Source organism: Paraburkholderia sp. JHI2823, assembly GCF_038900695.1.
GTDB classification, from domain to species: domain Bacteria; phylum Pseudomonadota; class Gammaproteobacteria; order Burkholderiales; family Burkholderiaceae; genus Paraburkholderia; species Paraburkholderia mimosarum.
This window is the reverse complement of the sequence record NZ_JAYMRY010000007.1, coordinates 71509-86459: the sequence shown is the minus strand read 5'-3', so window position 1 is coordinate 86459 and position 14951 is coordinate 71509. Positions and strand designations below refer to the sequence as shown.

The 14951-nt window shown below is 62.1% G+C and carries 16 protein-coding genes; 10 read left to right on the top strand and 6 right to left on the bottom strand.

Annotation, left to right across the window (positions count from 1 at the left end; genetic code table 11):
* Positions 1–33 precede the first annotated feature (33 nt).
* Positions 34–450 carry a Spy/CpxP family protein refolding chaperone gene (locus VSR34_RS10650; RefSeq protein ID WP_036018680.1) on the bottom strand — a complete coding sequence of 139 codons (417 nt, stop codon included), beginning with the start codon at positions 448–450 and terminating at the stop codon, positions 34–36.
* A 318-nt stretch (positions 451–768) separates the two neighbouring features.
* Here VSR34_RS10650 and VSR34_RS10645 point away from each other — a divergent pair, with 318 nt between their 5' ends.
* The gene (locus VSR34_RS10645) at positions 769–2046 is read left to right on the top strand and encodes a phospholipase A (RefSeq protein ID WP_342962461.1); all 1278 of its coding nucleotides are present in this window, start codon (positions 769–771) and stop codon (positions 2044–2046) included.
* Positions 2047–2225: 179 nt separating this feature from the next.
* On the top strand, positions 2226–2480 hold the full coding sequence (locus VSR34_RS10640; protein WP_028211348.1) for a DUF2934 domain-containing protein: 255 nt from the start codon (positions 2226–2228) through the stop codon (positions 2478–2480).
* Positions 2481–2605: 125 nt separating this feature from the next.
* Here the strand turns inward: VSR34_RS10640 and VSR34_RS10635 are convergent, their stop codons facing one another.
* Positions 2606–2866 carry a hypothetical protein gene (locus tag VSR34_RS10635; RefSeq protein WP_028211349.1) on the bottom strand — a complete coding sequence of 87 codons (261 nt, stop codon included), beginning with the start codon at positions 2864–2866 and terminating at the stop codon, positions 2606–2608.
* Between the two features lie 279 nt (positions 2867–3145).
* Between VSR34_RS10635 and VSR34_RS10630 the strand changes: the two genes are divergently transcribed.
* A complete protein-coding gene (locus VSR34_RS10630; protein WP_028211350.1) occupies positions 3146–3934 on the top strand; it encodes a membrane protein in 789 nt (262 codons plus the stop codon).
* A 17-nt stretch (positions 3935–3951) separates the two neighbouring features.
* Here the strand turns inward: VSR34_RS10630 and VSR34_RS10625 are convergent, their stop codons facing one another.
* Together VSR34_RS10625 and VSR34_RS10620 are read right to left on the bottom strand one after the other, a co-directional pair.
* A complete protein-coding gene (locus VSR34_RS10625) occupies positions 3952–5562 on the bottom strand; it encodes a tannase/feruloyl esterase family alpha/beta hydrolase (protein WP_238327755.1) in 1611 nt (536 codons plus the stop codon).
* Between the two features lie 150 nt (positions 5563–5712).
* Positions 5713–6189, bottom strand: coding sequence for a VOC family protein (locus VSR34_RS10620; RefSeq protein WP_028230248.1), 477 nt, complete (start codon positions 6187–6189; stop codon positions 5713–5715).
* Positions 6190–6476: 287 nt separating this feature from the next.
* Here VSR34_RS10620 and VSR34_RS10615 point away from each other — a divergent pair, with 287 nt between their 5' ends.
* From VSR34_RS10615 to VSR34_RS10600, 4 genes are all read left to right on the top strand, one after another.
* Positions 6477–7256 (top strand): hypothetical protein, encoded by a 780-nt coding sequence (locus VSR34_RS10615; RefSeq protein WP_051381309.1) that lies wholly within the window; start codon positions 6477–6479, stop codon positions 7254–7256.
* 400 nt (positions 7257–7656) lie between these two features.
* The gene (locus tag VSR34_RS10610) at positions 7657–8040 is read left to right on the top strand and encodes a hypothetical protein (protein ID WP_028211353.1); all 384 of its coding nucleotides are present in this window, start codon (positions 7657–7659) and stop codon (positions 8038–8040) included.
* Between the two features lie 18 nt (positions 8041–8058).
* On the top strand, positions 8059–8598 hold the full coding sequence (locus VSR34_RS10605; protein ID WP_154671152.1) for a DUF2844 domain-containing protein: 540 nt from the start codon (positions 8059–8061) through the stop codon (positions 8596–8598).
* Positions 8595–9836, top strand: a complete 1242-nt coding sequence (locus VSR34_RS10600; protein ID WP_028211354.1) for a DUF3443 family protein — start codon at positions 8595–8597, stop codon at positions 9834–9836. Before VSR34_RS10605 ends, VSR34_RS10600 begins: the two co-directional genes overlap by 4 nt.
* 236 nt (positions 9837–10072) lie before the next feature.
* Here VSR34_RS10600 and VSR34_RS10595 read toward each other — a convergent pair whose 3' ends face one another.
* Entirely contained in the window at positions 10073–10540 is a 468-nt protein-coding gene (locus VSR34_RS10595) for a YaiI/YqxD family protein (protein ID WP_028211356.1), read from the bottom strand.
* Positions 10541–10819: 279 nt separating this feature from the next.
* Between VSR34_RS10595 and arcD the strand changes: the two genes are divergently transcribed.
* The 3 genes from arcD (at position 10820) to VSR34_RS10580 (ending at position 13550) form a co-directional block, all read left to right on the top strand.
* Positions 10820–12283 carry an arginine-ornithine antiporter gene (gene arcD / locus VSR34_RS10590; protein ID WP_028230251.1) on the top strand — a complete coding sequence of 488 codons (1464 nt, stop codon included), beginning with the start codon at positions 10820–10822 and terminating at the stop codon, positions 12281–12283.
* 218 nt (positions 12284–12501) lie between these two features.
* Positions 12502–12879 carry a BON domain-containing protein gene (locus VSR34_RS10585; RefSeq protein ID WP_028211358.1) on the top strand — a complete coding sequence of 126 codons (378 nt, stop codon included), beginning with the start codon at positions 12502–12504 and terminating at the stop codon, positions 12877–12879.
* A gap of 431 nt (positions 12880–13310) precedes the next feature.
* The gene (locus VSR34_RS10580) at positions 13311–13550 is read left to right on the top strand and encodes a hypothetical protein (RefSeq protein ID WP_028211359.1); all 240 of its coding nucleotides are present in this window, start codon (positions 13311–13313) and stop codon (positions 13548–13550) included.
* A gap of 638 nt (positions 13551–14188) precedes the next feature.
* On the opposite strand, the gene VSR34_RS10575 is transcribed toward VSR34_RS10580, so the two are convergent.
* Positions 14189–14416 (bottom strand): hypothetical protein, encoded by a 228-nt coding sequence (locus tag VSR34_RS10575; RefSeq protein WP_028211361.1) that lies wholly within the window; start codon positions 14414–14416, stop codon positions 14189–14191.
* Positions 14417–14951: the final 535 nt, after the last annotated feature.

The window sequence follows — 14951 nt, the reverse complement described above, 5'->3', positions numbered from 1 at the left end:
CCGGGTCGTGCGCTTCCCGCGGCACCCGGCCGCTTATTTCATGTGCGCTTGCGCGGGGCGGAAAGCGGCGTCCGCAACCTTCTTTTGCGCGTCGGGCATGTCCGCATAAAGCGCCGAGAAAGCATCGAGCATCGCCTTGCTCCCATCGGCATTCGCCTGGGCGATCTCGTTCCACGACTGCAGGTTCTCCACCGCGGTTTGCGTGTGCGCGTTGTCGTGCCTTTGCTGGATCAGGTCATCGACAGTCTTTGCATTGTTGCGCATGACGTCGGCCACTTTCGCCCACTTCTCTTCTTCGGCGGGAGTAATCTTGAGTTCAGCATGCAGTTCGTTCACGCGGTCGTCGACTGTCTCGGTGTGAGCCTGATGCGCCGAAGCGGCGGGAGCGCTGGCCTGCGCCCAGCACGTTGAAGCGCCAAGCAGGGCTAGCGCTACCAGGACAGGTTTCATGTCAGTCCTCGCGAGATGCGCTCGCCGGCGATAGCCTGCGCTGTCCGGCAAGCAGGAATGAATCGTTTTGATCATAGGCAGCGGCAGCGAACAATTCAATTTCGGCGCCGCGTTTGCAAGAGGGAATGGGGCACGATTCGCACCGGCACCACGCTTCACTCACGAAAAGCATCAACTGGATCTGGCTCGCGGGGAGCCATTCTGGCGATAAAAGGAGGCAACGTGGCGATTCGATTCGCATCTTGCATGGGCTACGCTTTCCGCTCCGTTGCGACTTCGCGGACGCGGTGGGGAAGGCTGGCATGCGCAGCGCTAGCCATGACCACGTTCGCAGGTTATGTGTCGGAAAGTCGCGCTGCTGTGTCGATCATGCGCCCGCCGCGCGAAGCGCGCTCCGACGAGCCGCTGGTGGTGACGATCGTGTACAGCGGCGACGCGCCTGGCGGAACCTCGGTCGATGTGCCCCGCACGTTGAGCATCACGCTCACGAACGGCGAGCAGTTGCCGAGAGCCGTGCTGCTCACGCGTGATTCGGGCGCACCCGAGCATGTAAGGCTCGCGGCCGGCGAATTGAAAGCGGTGAGCTATAGCGCGCCATGGCCCGAGTGGGCGCGCGGCGCGGTGCGTGTGGACGTACCCGGCGTAGACGTTTCGCCTTCGCTGGTCCTGCTCACGCGCAAGCCGCACTCCGCTACGGCGAACGCCGGGTCGCCGGCATCGGCAACCGCTGCAGTGGCCGTTGCTCCCGCATCCAGTCCACTCGCGATTGCGCCGGCCGAAGGGCCGATGGCGGGCAACGAGTCGCTCGCCGCGCAAATGCCGCCTTCGACCGTGAAGCCTTCGAATTCGATCGTGCCGGATCTCGGCACCTTTCTGCTGGGGCGTCTTTCGTTCTACCAGCCGAACTATTTCTCGGACGGCTGGTCCTCGAACGACGCGGACCTCGCAAGATTCCAGATCAGTGTCAAATTCCGCTTCGTGCTGCCCGATGATCCGCGTTCGCGCGGTTTCGTCGACAACCTCTATTTTGCCTACACGCAGACTTCGCTCTGGAATATTCGCGGGTACGACTCGCCGTTCCACGATACGAGCTACAAGCCCGCGCTTTTCTACTATCTCGAAGACACCGGGTGGAGGACCAAGTGGTTCACCCGGATGGGCATCGAGACAGGCTACGAGCACGAGTCGAATGGGACTGCGGGTGCCGGCTCGCGCGGTGTCGACATTCTGTACGTGCAGCCGATCTGGGATTTCGGCGACATCAATGCCAACCACTTGACCATTGCACCTAAAATCTACGCGTACGAGCACATCCAGGAAACGAATTCGGATATCGCACACTATCGGGGCTATGTCGATCTGTTGATGAAATACGGCAGCCCCGATGGCTGGCAACTCGCGACCACATTGAGAAAGGGCACGAGATCGACCTATGGAAGCGTCGATGTGCAATTCACGTACCCGCTCGCCAAACTGTTCGGAAATGCATGGGGCGGCTACGTGTTTCTCAACTATTTCAACGGCTATGCCGAAGACCTGCTTGAATACAACCAGCATCGATGGGCCGCTCGCATCGGCATTGCCGTTTCGCGGTGAGGGACGGAAGCGTCGGCTCACCACGGCGATTCTTTTCAACGGGTCGCATTGTCGGCTCCAGTTTGACGCTTGTTCTGGGCACTATGCTTGCGCATTCGCCACATGCAGCGCGCGAGTCGACGCCCGGCTTTCGGCCGGATTCCCACGCTGCGGCCGCGCGCACATCGGAGGGAACGACCATGGACGAGCAACGGGCAGAGCGGATCCGGCGGCGCGCGTATCAACTCTGGCAAGAGGGCGGCGCGCAGCAGGGCAAGGCGGATGAATACTGGGGCCGCGCAGAGAGACAGATCGCCGCGGAATACGACGCGGAAGGCGAGACTTCGAATGTCGCAAGCGATCAGGCCGGCAAGCGTCGGCTAGCCGGTGAGCCTTTGCAGGAAGGCAACGCAATGTCAGCCAACGAACTGGCGCACGACAAGCGCCGCGGGTGAGGGAGATGCGGCGCGACGCAAGCTACTGTTGAGCGCGGCGGTCGCGACCGGTTGCATCGGTGTACCGATTGACGATGCTAGCGCCATCCGCTGCGCAGGCGGGTGGCGCGCATTGTCATCGGGAATCAATGATGCGCGAAAAGATCGTTGCGTCCCTGGTGAGACATGATCGCGCCTTGGCTCGTGCGCCCGTACGACGCATTCGACGTGCCGGTGCTTTCCATTCCATAGCCGGAATCGGTCCCGGCTTGAGTGCCGTACTGCTGGGACGTTGCCTGTTGTTGCATCTGCGGCGCCTGATCATTGGGGGCGGTGTTCTGGGCGAAGACCGCGGGAGACAAAGCAAGGCCGAGCGAGAAAATCGCGGAAGCGAAGAGCACTTTCATGATGACACTCCATTTAAACGACATAGATTCGGATTACTAAAAAGTGGGCGCAGGTATTGCAAAACCGCTTGCAGTAAAGCCCACGTTTTTTCACCGCCTATGTCCAAAGAGTACGCCGGCAACCTTAGAAATGGCTTATGTCAAGAGAACAAGGCGTGCGCCGAAGTGTCAACCGTGTATCAAATTGTTATCGGGCGCCATTTAAGCGTCAGTTAAGCAAGGGGCGCTTATAGTCCAGCCTTGGTTTATTTTGCCCCTCAAGCGGCGCAAGGAGCTCTCATGTCCACCAGTACCCGAAGTCTCGTCGAACACGCAGTCAGCAAGGTTCCCGAAGTGACCATCGGCTTCTGGATCATCAAGATTGCCTGCACCACGCTCGGGGAGACAGGCGGGGACTGGGTGTCGATGTCGCTGAATCTCGGCTATCTGATCGGCTCGCTTATTTTCCTTGCGGGCTTTGTCGTGCTGGTCTCGGCGCAAATCCGCGCACAACGCTTCTATTCGTGGCTTTACTGGGCGACGATCGTGGCCACGACCACGCTCGGTACGACGCTCGCCGATTTCTTCGACCGCTCGCTCGGCGTCGGCTATCCAGGTGGCGTGTCGATCATCCTGCTCCTGCTCGTCGCCAGCCTCGGGATCTGGTACCGCGTGGAGGGCTCGGTTTCGATCGAGAGCGTCGCGACTGCACGCGTAGAGTGGTTCTACTGGATCACGATCCTGTTTTCGCAAACGCTCGGCACCGCGCTCGGCGACTGGGTGGCGGGCGACGACCGTGGCGGTCTCGGTCTCGGCTATGAAGTCGGCGCCGCTATCTTCGGCGCGGGTCTCGTCGTCGTGGGTCTGCTCTGGTTGTGGCCGCGCGTCTCGCGCACGGCGCTCTTCTGGTTCGCGTTCGTGCTCACGCGTCCGCTCGGCGCCACGCTGGGCGACTTCCTCGACAAACCCATAGCGGACGGCGGCCTGCATTTCAGCCGGTTTTATGCGTCCGCGCTTTTGCTGATCTTCGTCGTCGGCTGCATCGTGGTGCTGCCTCAGCGCGCCGCGCGCCGGGTGCCGTCGGCGTAGTCGGGGCGCCTCGACCGTCACGGCATCGCGCAGGTGAAGCTGGTCGCCAGATTCAGATTGCCCTTGCCGAGATAGCGCGGGAACGCCGGATAGCGGCACAGCGGGCGAGTGCGGCCGTTGGTGGCTTGTGCGATGTCCGTCGCGAACAGCGTTTCCGGCGCATTGCCGTGCGAGACCCAGTCGTCGAGCGCGCCGAGCAGATCCACCGAGGGAATGAACACGCCGTTGCCGTGCTGGTAACCGGGCACCATGTAAAGCCGCATGAAGCTGTCCACGCGTTCCTCACCGTAGCGGCCGACGAGCGCCTGGTAGTACGCGATCGTCTGGTTCGGGCTGATGACCTCGTCGGCGAGTCCCTGCAACGTGATGAGCTTGCCGCCTCGCGCGATGTAGCGCGAGACGTCGGGATTCATCGCGCCGATCGTCGCCGATAGCGTGAAGAGCCGCTCGCGATAGCGGCCAGGATGCGTCACGTCGAAGTTCGTCGAATCGAAGTTCGGGTCGTGCGTGATGAAGTATTTGAGGTAGGCGTCGCCCTGCGCGTACAGGTACCCGTTTGGCGCGAAGGCGGGCTGCGTTTGCCGCTGCGGCGAGTGCGCGAGCCCCAGCGTGCTCGTCAAGCGCGTTCCCTCGAAGACGTTGTAGCCGCGGTAGCTATCCACGTTCCACGCGAGGGCGTAGGGCAGCCGCAGGCCGTCACGAAGGGTTTCCAGCGTCGCGACCTGCGGCGGCGTGAGGCAGTCGTCGCCGACGTGCCGGCGATCCGCCTGGTCCTCGTTCTGGCAGCGCAGCGAATCGATGATCTCCGGTTCTTTCGCGCGACACGCCTCGACGTCGCTGATGATCGCGTCGGCGGCGCCGTCGAGCGTGTCGCACACCTGCATCACGCGCTCGTACACGCGCTCCAGCAATTGCGGCGAAAGATACCCGCCGGGCGTGCGGTATTCGTGTCTGCCCACCACGACGCCCGTCAGGCGCACGCCCGAAAAATTCAGTGCCGGCGAATTCGCGATCACGCCGTCGTAGTCGTCGGGGTAGCGCTGGATCACCGTGTAGCCTTCGCGGCCGCCCGTCGAGCCGCCCCCGAAATAGACGTGTTCCGGCGCCTGCCCGTAGCCGCGCTCGATCAATGCGAGCGCGACGTCGTGCGCTTTCTTCAGATGCGCGAAGCCGAAGTTCGTCACGGCTTCCTCAAGCAGTCCGAAGTTTGCCTCCGACGACGTGCCGTTGTGGCCCGAGTCGTCGCCGAAGGTCGCGTAACCCCGCGCGAGCGGCGCGCGTTCGGGCGAGAAGGGCATCGGGCCGGTTCCCGTCACGACGACACCGCTGTAGCCGCCGCCGCCGAATTGCAGTGCGCGGTGGTTCCACTGGCTCGGCAAGTTCACTTCGAAGCGGATGTCCGGGGTGCCTGCGCTCTGTGCGCGAATCACGCCGGTCAAGCGGCAGAAGTCGCCGTTGAGATTGCCTGTCGCCGTGGCGGGGATCATGGCCGCGCTCATCACGAGCGCGCCGTTGGTCGGCAAGCCGATGCTGGCGGGCGGCAGCACAGCGCCAGCAAGATCGGTGCAGTGCAGCGGCAGGGAAGGCGTGCGCTGGGCGATTGCGCGGGTGCTGGCGGCGAGCGTCAACGCGACGACAACGATCGCCCGGACGCCCGCGAATGAGAAAGGCGGGGCGCAATGGCCGGCAATGCGCCACGCCAGGCGTTGCGGGGCGCTGCCCGTGCGCGTACCAGCGAATCTCACAGATATCGTTCCATACGCTCTCGTCTGCCTCGGTTAGCTGCCTGCCGCCGCGCGTTCGATCGTGGCGATATCGATCTTGCGCATCGTCATCATCGCTTGCATCGCACGTTTGCCGGCTTCGCGATCCGCGCCGCTGACGAATTCGAGCAGGCGCTTCGGCGTGATCTGCCACGAAAAGCCCCAACGGTCCTTGCACCAACCGCATTCCGATTCCTCGCCGCCGTTGCCGACGATCGCGTTCCAGTAGCGGTCGGTTTGCTCCTGATCGTCGGTCTTGACCATGAAACTCACTGCCTGGCTCGGCTTGAAGTCGGGTCCGCCGTTCAGGCCCACGAAGCGCTGGCCGAGCAGCGTGAATTCGACCAGCAGTTCGGCACCTTGTCCGATGCCCGGTATCGGGGACGCATGTTTCGCGTCGACGTGGCTGTCGGGAAATGTCGCGGCGTAGAACTCCGCGGCCTCAAGCGCTCTGCCTTCATCGAACCACACACAAGTCACTAGCTCTGGCATGACGATCTCCTTACAGAAAGCTGGCCGCCGTCGGCCCCTCCTTGCTGCATATTCTGACAAAGTCACGATGGATCCGGTGCTCGAGTGGTGCATCGCTCACGGAACCTGTTCACGCCCCGGTTATGCCGGGCATTGTTGCATGCGCGCAGAATATGCCCGCCTCATCAATGCGACGCGTTTCTGTACGAAGGCGCACGGAACGCATGGGCTTTTCGCTTCAGTCTGGCGAATCTGCGTTGACTGCAAGCGCGCTCGTCGAAGACCGGCGAGCCGGGCGAGGGACTGCGATGATCGCGTTGAATCACGAATTGCCGGATGACGCGATCAAGCCCATGAGCGCGGTCAGCGCGCAGGCTTTGGCACGGTCGATGGACGAAACCGGCGTGGCCGTGCTGGGCGATGTCTTGCCGCAAGCCCTTCTCGCGAGGCTCCGCAACTCGATAGCGGAGCTGATCGAGCAGCAGGGCGCCCGATATTTCGGCTTCTACGGCGCTCAATGGATGGCCAGTAGCTGTCTCGCCGAGCTTTACCATGATCCGGGCCTGCTCGCGCTATTGCGCCAGTTGTACGAGCGCAAGATGGGCGCGCCGCCACCCAGTGACCGGATCCTGCCGGTGATGCGCGTGCTGACGGGAACGCAGGGAATCCGGCACTCGAATAATTTCCACTACGATTCTTACGTGGTGTCGATACTGCTTCCTGTGCAGATTCCACATGGGCTGCACGAACCGGAGGGAAGCCTGGTCATGTTTCCCAACCTGCGCGAGGTGCGGCGCTCGGCGATCGTCAATATCGTCGAGAAGGTCGTCGTCGAAAAGCTGCTCGGGCCCGTATGGCGTTTGCCGCTCGTCCAGCGGTGGCTTTCGGCCAGGGTCGTATCTTTGACTCCGGGTGATCTGTACTTCTTCTGGGGCATGCGCTCGCTTCACGCGAATCAGGCCTGTGCGCCTTCCAGCGTGCGCTGCACGGTCCTGCTGCACTTTGGCGATCCGCACGAGAACAGCGTGTTCAAGGGCCTGAGCCAGCGGCTGCATTCGATGCGGCTGCGGCGCATGGCGCGCGATTGACTGAGCAGCAATATTTCATTGCGGACTTCCCACATTCTGGGCCCATCCTCCAATTTCGCGCTGCGAGCCGATCGATCTGCTTTTGCGTCGACACGCGGCTAAAGATTCATCAGCCGGCTGCCGATAGCCTCTGATGAGCAGATGGACACAAATTCAAACACGCGGCGCACCGGCCGTACCGGGGGGTTACCGCGCGCGCCTGCGTGCGCGGTGAAAAAAGCAATGCAAAGCCAGTGGCATATCCATGCGCGCAGCCCACGCCTGTGCGCGATTTTCGCTCTCCCTTCGTGTGCCTTCCTTGCGCCCTCGTTCACGCCGGCCGGCGCAATCGCCTTCGCGCGCAGATCCGCGGACAAGGCCGGAACAAAATCGAAGCAAAGTGCACGGAGAGAGGCCTCGAATGAAAGTTCACGCTAGTGCGCTCACGCTGCTGCGCTGGCTGGCGCAACGCGAGAGTGCGTCGGTCAGCGAGATGACGGCGTCGGGGCTGATGAGTTCTCGCGAAGCGTCGGATGTCGTTCGCTACGCCCTGCGCAACGGCGCCGCCGAGCGGATCGGCACCGGCACAGGGGCGCGAGGATCCGCGCGCTACCGCTCGACCGGCGTGCCTCTGCCGGAGCCCCGGTCGACCACCGTCGTGGCGTCGTTCGACGGTTTGCTGAGAGCATGGGGAATTGCCCAGCAGCCCCCCGAGCTTCCTGCGGTGCGTACGCGGGTGTACCAGATCGATGACGGTGGCCAGGAAAGCTCAGATGCAGGTCTCCGGCGCCGCGGCGATAGCTGAAGAGATCCGCCATTTCTGGTGGCGGCGATCTCGATACAAAAGATCAGACAACAGACGATAAACATGAAAATCCGACTGTGTGAATGCCGGGCAACGCGTTTCTTGCTGTTCGCAGCAATGGCAGGCGTTGCTTCATTTGCAATCTGCGAGTCCTCTGCGCAAGCTGCACTGGGCGACAAACTCTATTCGATGCAAATCGAAGCATCGAGTCTGCGTGGGCATATGGCCTCGACGTCGTCGACCTCCGCCTACACCACGCAGGTGATCACGCTGGAAACGGGCACGACGGTGCGCGAATACGCGAACGCCGCGGGGCAGGTGTTTGCCGTCTCATGGAAGGGACCGCGCCCGCCGGATCTGTCGCAACTCCTCGGCGTTCACTTTTCCGAATTCAGGGCTTCGCTGCAGACGCCTGTCCATGGCGACCTGCACCGACACGTTCAGGTCCAGACGTCGCAAATGATGTATGTAGGCGGCGGCCGGATGAACAACATGCACGGCACGGCGTGGTTGCCTGCGGCGATTCCCGCGGGCGTCTCGCCGGAGGATCTGCAATGAGTTCGATGCGCAACACACTTTGGGCGATGGCGCTCTGTCTCCTGCTGGCCGCATGCGGTGGTGGCGGTGGCAGCAGCAACGGTGGTCAGACTGCGCAATCGAGCACGCCGGGTTCGTCGGGCAGCGGCAATGTATTGGCGATTCACGTGGATACTTCGCTGGCGCCGACAGGTGCGGGCTATGCACCGAATCTACCGGTGACGACGGTAACGGTGTGCGTGCACGGCACCAATCAATGCGTGACGGTGGATGACGTGCTGGTGGATACCGGCTCGGTCGGGCTGCGTCTTGCGGCCTCGGCGCTCGGCAGCTTGACGACCTCGCTTCCCACGCAAACCGATAGCAGTGGCAATGCCATTGGCGAGTGCTATGCGTTCGCGGATGGACGGTATTTCTGGGGGCCGGTGGTGAGCGCCGACATCAAGCTGGCCGGCGAGGTCGCTTCCGACGTGCCGATGCAGATCGACGGCGCGACGTCGGGCTTTCCTTCGACGCCGAGCGGTTGCGCAACGGGTTACACGCTCGCGGACGCGCCTTCGCTCATTGGTGCGAATGGCATTCTGGGCGTTGGCAGTCTGGTGCAGGATTGTCCCGGCTGCACGACCAACGCGACGAACGACATTTACTTTTCGTGCAACACGTCCACTGGAATCTGCCATTCGACGACGCAAAGCGCAGCGAACCAGGTCCAGAATCCCGTGGCGGCGTTTGCAGTGGACAACAATGGCGTGATCGTGAAGTTGCCCGCCATTTCGGCGACGGGACAGGCTTCCGTCGACGGTTCCCTTGTCTTCGGGATCGGCACGCAATCGGACAACACGTTTGCCGCTACGTCGGTGCTCGGCTATGACCCGGCTCTTACCTTTACGACCCAGTACAGCGGGAAGAGCATGACCGAGTCATACATCGATAGTGGATCCAACGGCCTGTTCTTCGTGGACAGCAGCATTGTCCCTTGCTCTGGCACGGCGGGATGGTACTGCCCGGCGGCCACGCTGGCGTTGTCGGCGACGTCCACCGGCAACGCCGGACCCGCGACGCCTGCGAACATGTCCTTCATGGTCGCCAACGAAAACAACCTTGCGCGGACACGGGCCTCCGCTTTCGACAACCTCGCCGCGACAGGCTTGAACAATACATTCGACTGGGGGTTGCCGTTCTTCTTCGGGCGTAATGTGTACTTCGCGATCGCCGGGAGAACGGCGCCTGGCGGCACGGCGCCTTACGTGGCGTTCTAAGGAGTGCTTGAGAGTCGGCATTGCTCTCGCGGAGAATGGCGATCACGCCGTTGAGCGTGATCGCCCCTGTGTTTCAAGCGGCGAGGCAGAGCGGCGCCGCCAATGCGCCGATACCGCGCGTGGCAATGGCGCATGCCGTCTTCGGGCGGCAACCGATACGGTTCTGCGACGCCTGTGTGCGCCATGGGCACGATTAGCGCAACGATTCCAAACGTGCGGGTGCGCGCATGCTGGTATTAATCGGTACCGCGAGGCGGCGCGTGATGCCGGGCAAGAAACCGGTCGAACTGGCTGGCAAACGCTTTGCTGTCGCGTGCGCTGAAGGCAGACGGGCCACCGGTCTCGATGCCGGCATTGCGCAGTTGATCCATCACGTCGCGCATTGTCAGGCGCTCCTGAATATTTTCGCGCGTGAACCAGTTGCCGCGCGGGTCGAGCGCGTATGCGCCCTTGTCGAGCACAGCGGCCGCGAGGGGGATGTCGGCGGTAATCACCAGGTCGCCGGGCTGGACCAGTTCGACGATGCGGGCGTCGGCCGCATCGAATCCCGCCGGCACCTGAATCGATTTGATAAAGGGCGATGGCGGGGTGCGCAGATATTGGTTCGCAACGAGCGTCACCTGGACCTCGGCGCGCCGCGCGGCCCGAAAGAGCATGTCCTTGATGACGGCGGGGCAGGCGTCGGCGTCGACCAGCACTTGCATGAAGGCTTTTCCATGACATTAAAAGCGCGATCATATCGCAACGTCTGCAACGGCCTCGCCGTCACCCGGAAGGCATAAACTGCGGCAACCCGGGCGCTCGCTGATTCACCGTGTTTTCCTTGCGTTTGCCTGCATTCCTGCCAACAATGACTACGCAGTGGAACGGCGTCGCCGGGGCCGTCGTACAGGCGGGAACGGATTGCGGTGCTGCGCCGTGTGACCAGAGCCCGCAAACCACTGGATGACCCGTCAACCTGATAGTGCAGAGACGGAGCGCATATGAGCGACGCTACCCACGGGTTCGATGCTGCCGGCGAGCGCAAGTCCACGAGCGGATTGGGGCTGGGCGCGCTCGTCGCACTGGTGGTCGGCTCGATGATCGGCGGCGGGATATTTTCCTTGCCCCAGAATATGGCCGCCTCCGCCGGTGCGGGAGCCGTGCTGATTGGCTGGATCATTACGGCGTTTGGAATGCTCGCGCTCGCGCTGGTATTTCAGACCCTCGCCAACCGCAAGCCGGATCTCGATGGCGGTGTCTATGCGTACGCCAAAGCCGGATTCGGCAATTACATGGGATTTGCCTCAGCGTGGGGTTACTGGATCTGCGCGTGGCTCGGCAATGTCGGGTACTACGTGCTGCTCTTCAGCACGCTGGGATATTTTTTTCCCATATTCGGCGAGGGCAATACGCTGCCCGCCATCGCGTGCGCTTCCGTCCTGTTGTGGAGCGTGCATTTTCTGGTGCTGCGCGGCATTAAAGAGGCGAGTTTCATCAATCAGTTCACGACGGTTGCGAAGATCGTTCCGCTCCTGCTTTTCATTTTGATTTGCCTGCTAGCGTTTCGCGTGGAGATATTCTCGGCTGACTTCTGGGCGCGCGGCAATCCCGCTCTCGGCGGCGTGATGGACCAGGTCCGCAACATGATGCTCGTAACCGTGTGGGTGTTCGTGGGCATAGAGGGCGCCACCGTATTCTCGGCCCGTGCGGCCGAGCGCAAGAACGTCGGCAAGGCGACCGTGATCGGCTTTTTCACCGTCCTGCTGGTGCTGGTGCTCGTCAACGTGCTGTCGCTCGGCATCATGACGCAGCGCCAGCTCGCCGCGCTGAAGAACCCATCGATGGCAGGCGTGCTCCAGCATGTCATCGGGCATTGGGGCGTGGTGCTGGTGAGCGTAGGCCTGGCCATTTCGCTTGCCGGCGCGCTGCTGTCATGGGTCATGCTGTGTGCGGAGATTCTTTTCTCGGCTGCGCGGGACCGCATGATGCCGGCGTTCTTGCGCAAGGAAAACGCGCACCAGGTTCCCGCGAACGCGCTATGGCTGACGAACGTCATGGTGCAGGGATTTCTGCTTATCACGCTCTTTTCAAAAGGCACCTATCTCTCGCTGATCTATCTCGCCACGTCGATGATTCTCGTGCCTTATTTCTGGTCGGCGACCTACGCGTTACTGCTGGCAATCCGGGGCGAAACCTATGAACGTTCGGCGCGCGAGCGGCGCAGGGACGCGATCATCGCAGCGATCTCCGTGCTTTATGCGGCCTGGCTGCTCTATGCGGGCGGTGTCAAGTATCTGCTGCTTTCCTCGCTGCTCTATGCGCCGAGCGTCGTCCTGTTCGCCAAGGCGAGGCGAGAGGCCGGTCAACCGGTGTTCAGCCGGATCGAGAAAGGCGCTTTCGCGGCGGTCCTCGTGGCGGCAGTCGCAGCCGGTTATGGTCTGTATCGTGGGCTGCTGACGCTTTGACGTCGAACGGGTGCACGATCTCGGGCAACCGCGCCCCTCGCGTGGGGCCTTGAAGCGACACAGTGGCGGACCCGCCGAGCCTGGCGCCATGTGACTGTGTGCGCGCAAGACGGCGGCGTTTTGACGATCGAGGCTATGCTGGAGCATTGCGCGCCCTGCGCTCGACTCGTTCCAGCTGTGTATCGTCAAACCGGTCGACAAAGACCCAAGGAGCCAACATGAGCAGAAACGGTGCGAACGGAGTCTTCGGCGCAGTGTTGTGCGTCGCCATCGCGAGTTGCGCCGTCGAAGCGAGCGCGCAGACAGGCGCAAACGCGGCCGATGTGAGCGTGCAACGGGTAGCGGCGTCGACGCCCGGAACCCGGCCGGATACATCGATCGTTCGTGACGTTCGCCGTGCCCTCGGGCGGGTACCGGAGCTCGATCATTCAGAGATTCACATCAGGGTGAGCCATGGCGTCGTCACGCTGACGGGGTCGGTGCCGGAGAGCTGGCAGATTTCGCGCGCCGGCAACGCGGCAAGATCCGTGCTGGGCGTCACCGCGGTGAGGAACAGATTGACCGAGAAAAAGGGCGATGCGGCGGCCAGTGAGTGACGTCTCGCGCATCGGCTAGACGATTGGCGGAAGGGGGGCGGCGTCCCGGGACGCCGCTCGGCCTGTCGGCGAGATGAGATTTCAACGCCAATAGCGTTTCTTGTGATCTGCGCTCCGGTGCGAAGCGCGGCGGCCTGCAAAAAACGCCGAGAGTTCTCGCGACTTCAGGGATCGGGTTGCCGGCGGCAGCCTCGGGTCATTCGTCAGCCATTCACGCTCGCTCGACCACGCATGGCAGTTGTCACTGTGGGTACTGTCGTCCTCATCGTGCCTGGCACCCACCGGACGGACTGAAATTCGAGCCGATGCGTCTTTGGAAAACCTCCCACAGAAGAGACTTTCAAATTTAGGCATCGGTTGCGACGGCTTGTCGCAAACAAGCTGCTAAACATCAATTTATAGTTTGGGCATCTCGTCCTCGGAGCAGTCCAATGGCGGTCAACTGGCGCGTTCTGACGGCCGTGGCCGGCTTCGCCGGGTTGCGGGCGGACATGCTCCTGAACAAAAATGAGGTAACTGTGAAATACGTCAACCGCATCGCAGCGACTGCGACGTTAGCGATAGTCGCTTTCGGTCTCGCAACGTTCGCCCAGCTCAAGTTCTCTCCCAAGACCGCCGACGACAATCCGGTCGCACGTATCGTCCTCAACATCGAGTCCTGGAGCAGCTAGTAGAAACTGAATCGCGCGGAAAATCAGCGGGAAAACCTGCGCCGCGCCATGACGCGAATCAGCGATAGTCGCCCGAACAGGGACGGTCTATACATCACTCAATGGCATGTCGGAGCACGCTCTCTATCTTGAACGCATTGGCAGTCTCAAAGTCGTGTCGGCAAGCCGAACGCGAGTGTACCAGGCTGGGCATGACGCCAGCATCGAGTTCACATTTGAGCGGATCGAAGTGCTTGCACGGGCTGCGGCCTTGCGTCCGTGAGGCGCGCAACGCTCTCTGAGCCGGGCGCACGATGGTGCGAAAGAAAGGAGCTCGCGGTTTTTCCTCCCGGGTTGCCCTCTTGATAAGGCGATGTGCAAGAAACGCTCAACTCGCTCCCTCCTGCGTCCGTCGCGCGCGGGTTTCCGGGAACCTCTCAAAGGCAGGGACGCTATGTCAAGCTCTTCTGGCCGAGCGCGCGATGAATGAGCCCGAACCGGAGGGCATCTTCTAACCCGGCGACGATCAGTGCATCACGGGCGCGTTTCGTGACCATTGCCGCGTGGAGACCGTCGACGCATTCATGACGGCCGCGCGCAGGCCTGCCTTCTGCGCTCCCGTTTGCGCGCGGCAGTCTGCAGCGCGAACGTCGGCCCGATCAACTTAACGATGCCAGCAACATCGACAGCTTGCGGATATGCGCCCTGAAGGCTTCGACCATCGCGCGGTCATGGCCGTCACTCAGATGCGGCGCTTCGGCCAGCTCGACCTGGCTGTGGAACTCGTCGGAAACTTTGCGCCGTTCGTCGGGCGGAAGTATCCGAATGAGCGACACCATCAGTAGTTCCTGCGCATGGATGATACCGAGCACGGATTGTTGGTTCATTTCGACCTCCGTCTGAACGCGGCGATGCCAGCGACTGAACAGCGGGACAAAGCGGGCAGGTGACGGCAGCACCAGGTCGTGGGCTGTCTTCGATCCTCCTTTTTGCCCGTCCATACTAGCGCAAGGATCGAGTCATCTGCACGCCGGCTGACCCAGTGGGCCGAGAATCCAGTAAGGGCGCTTCCAACCTCAGTTTTGCCTGCTGGACAATCTGCAGTGACACTTCCTGATCCGTAGAGTCAGCTCTTAACGGCACATCCTGCCTTTCGAATGGTTCACCACTAGCCAGGTTGGATCTCCGCATGTGGCACGGCCGCTGTCCGATGCGGTCGGCGGAAGTCGACCCCCTGCCGCTTCCTGGACGGCCAAAACGGCGGCTTTCATGTCTTTCCAGCCTTTGCAGTGTCGGCTCCCGAAAGGCGACTCTTATCACGGTTTCGAGGCGACCCTGTTGGGGCACGTGTTATGCGCTCCCGGGCGTGCACATTCATGGTGATGTGTCGGGAGCGCCCGTGGGCAAACGGCCTATCGTTAA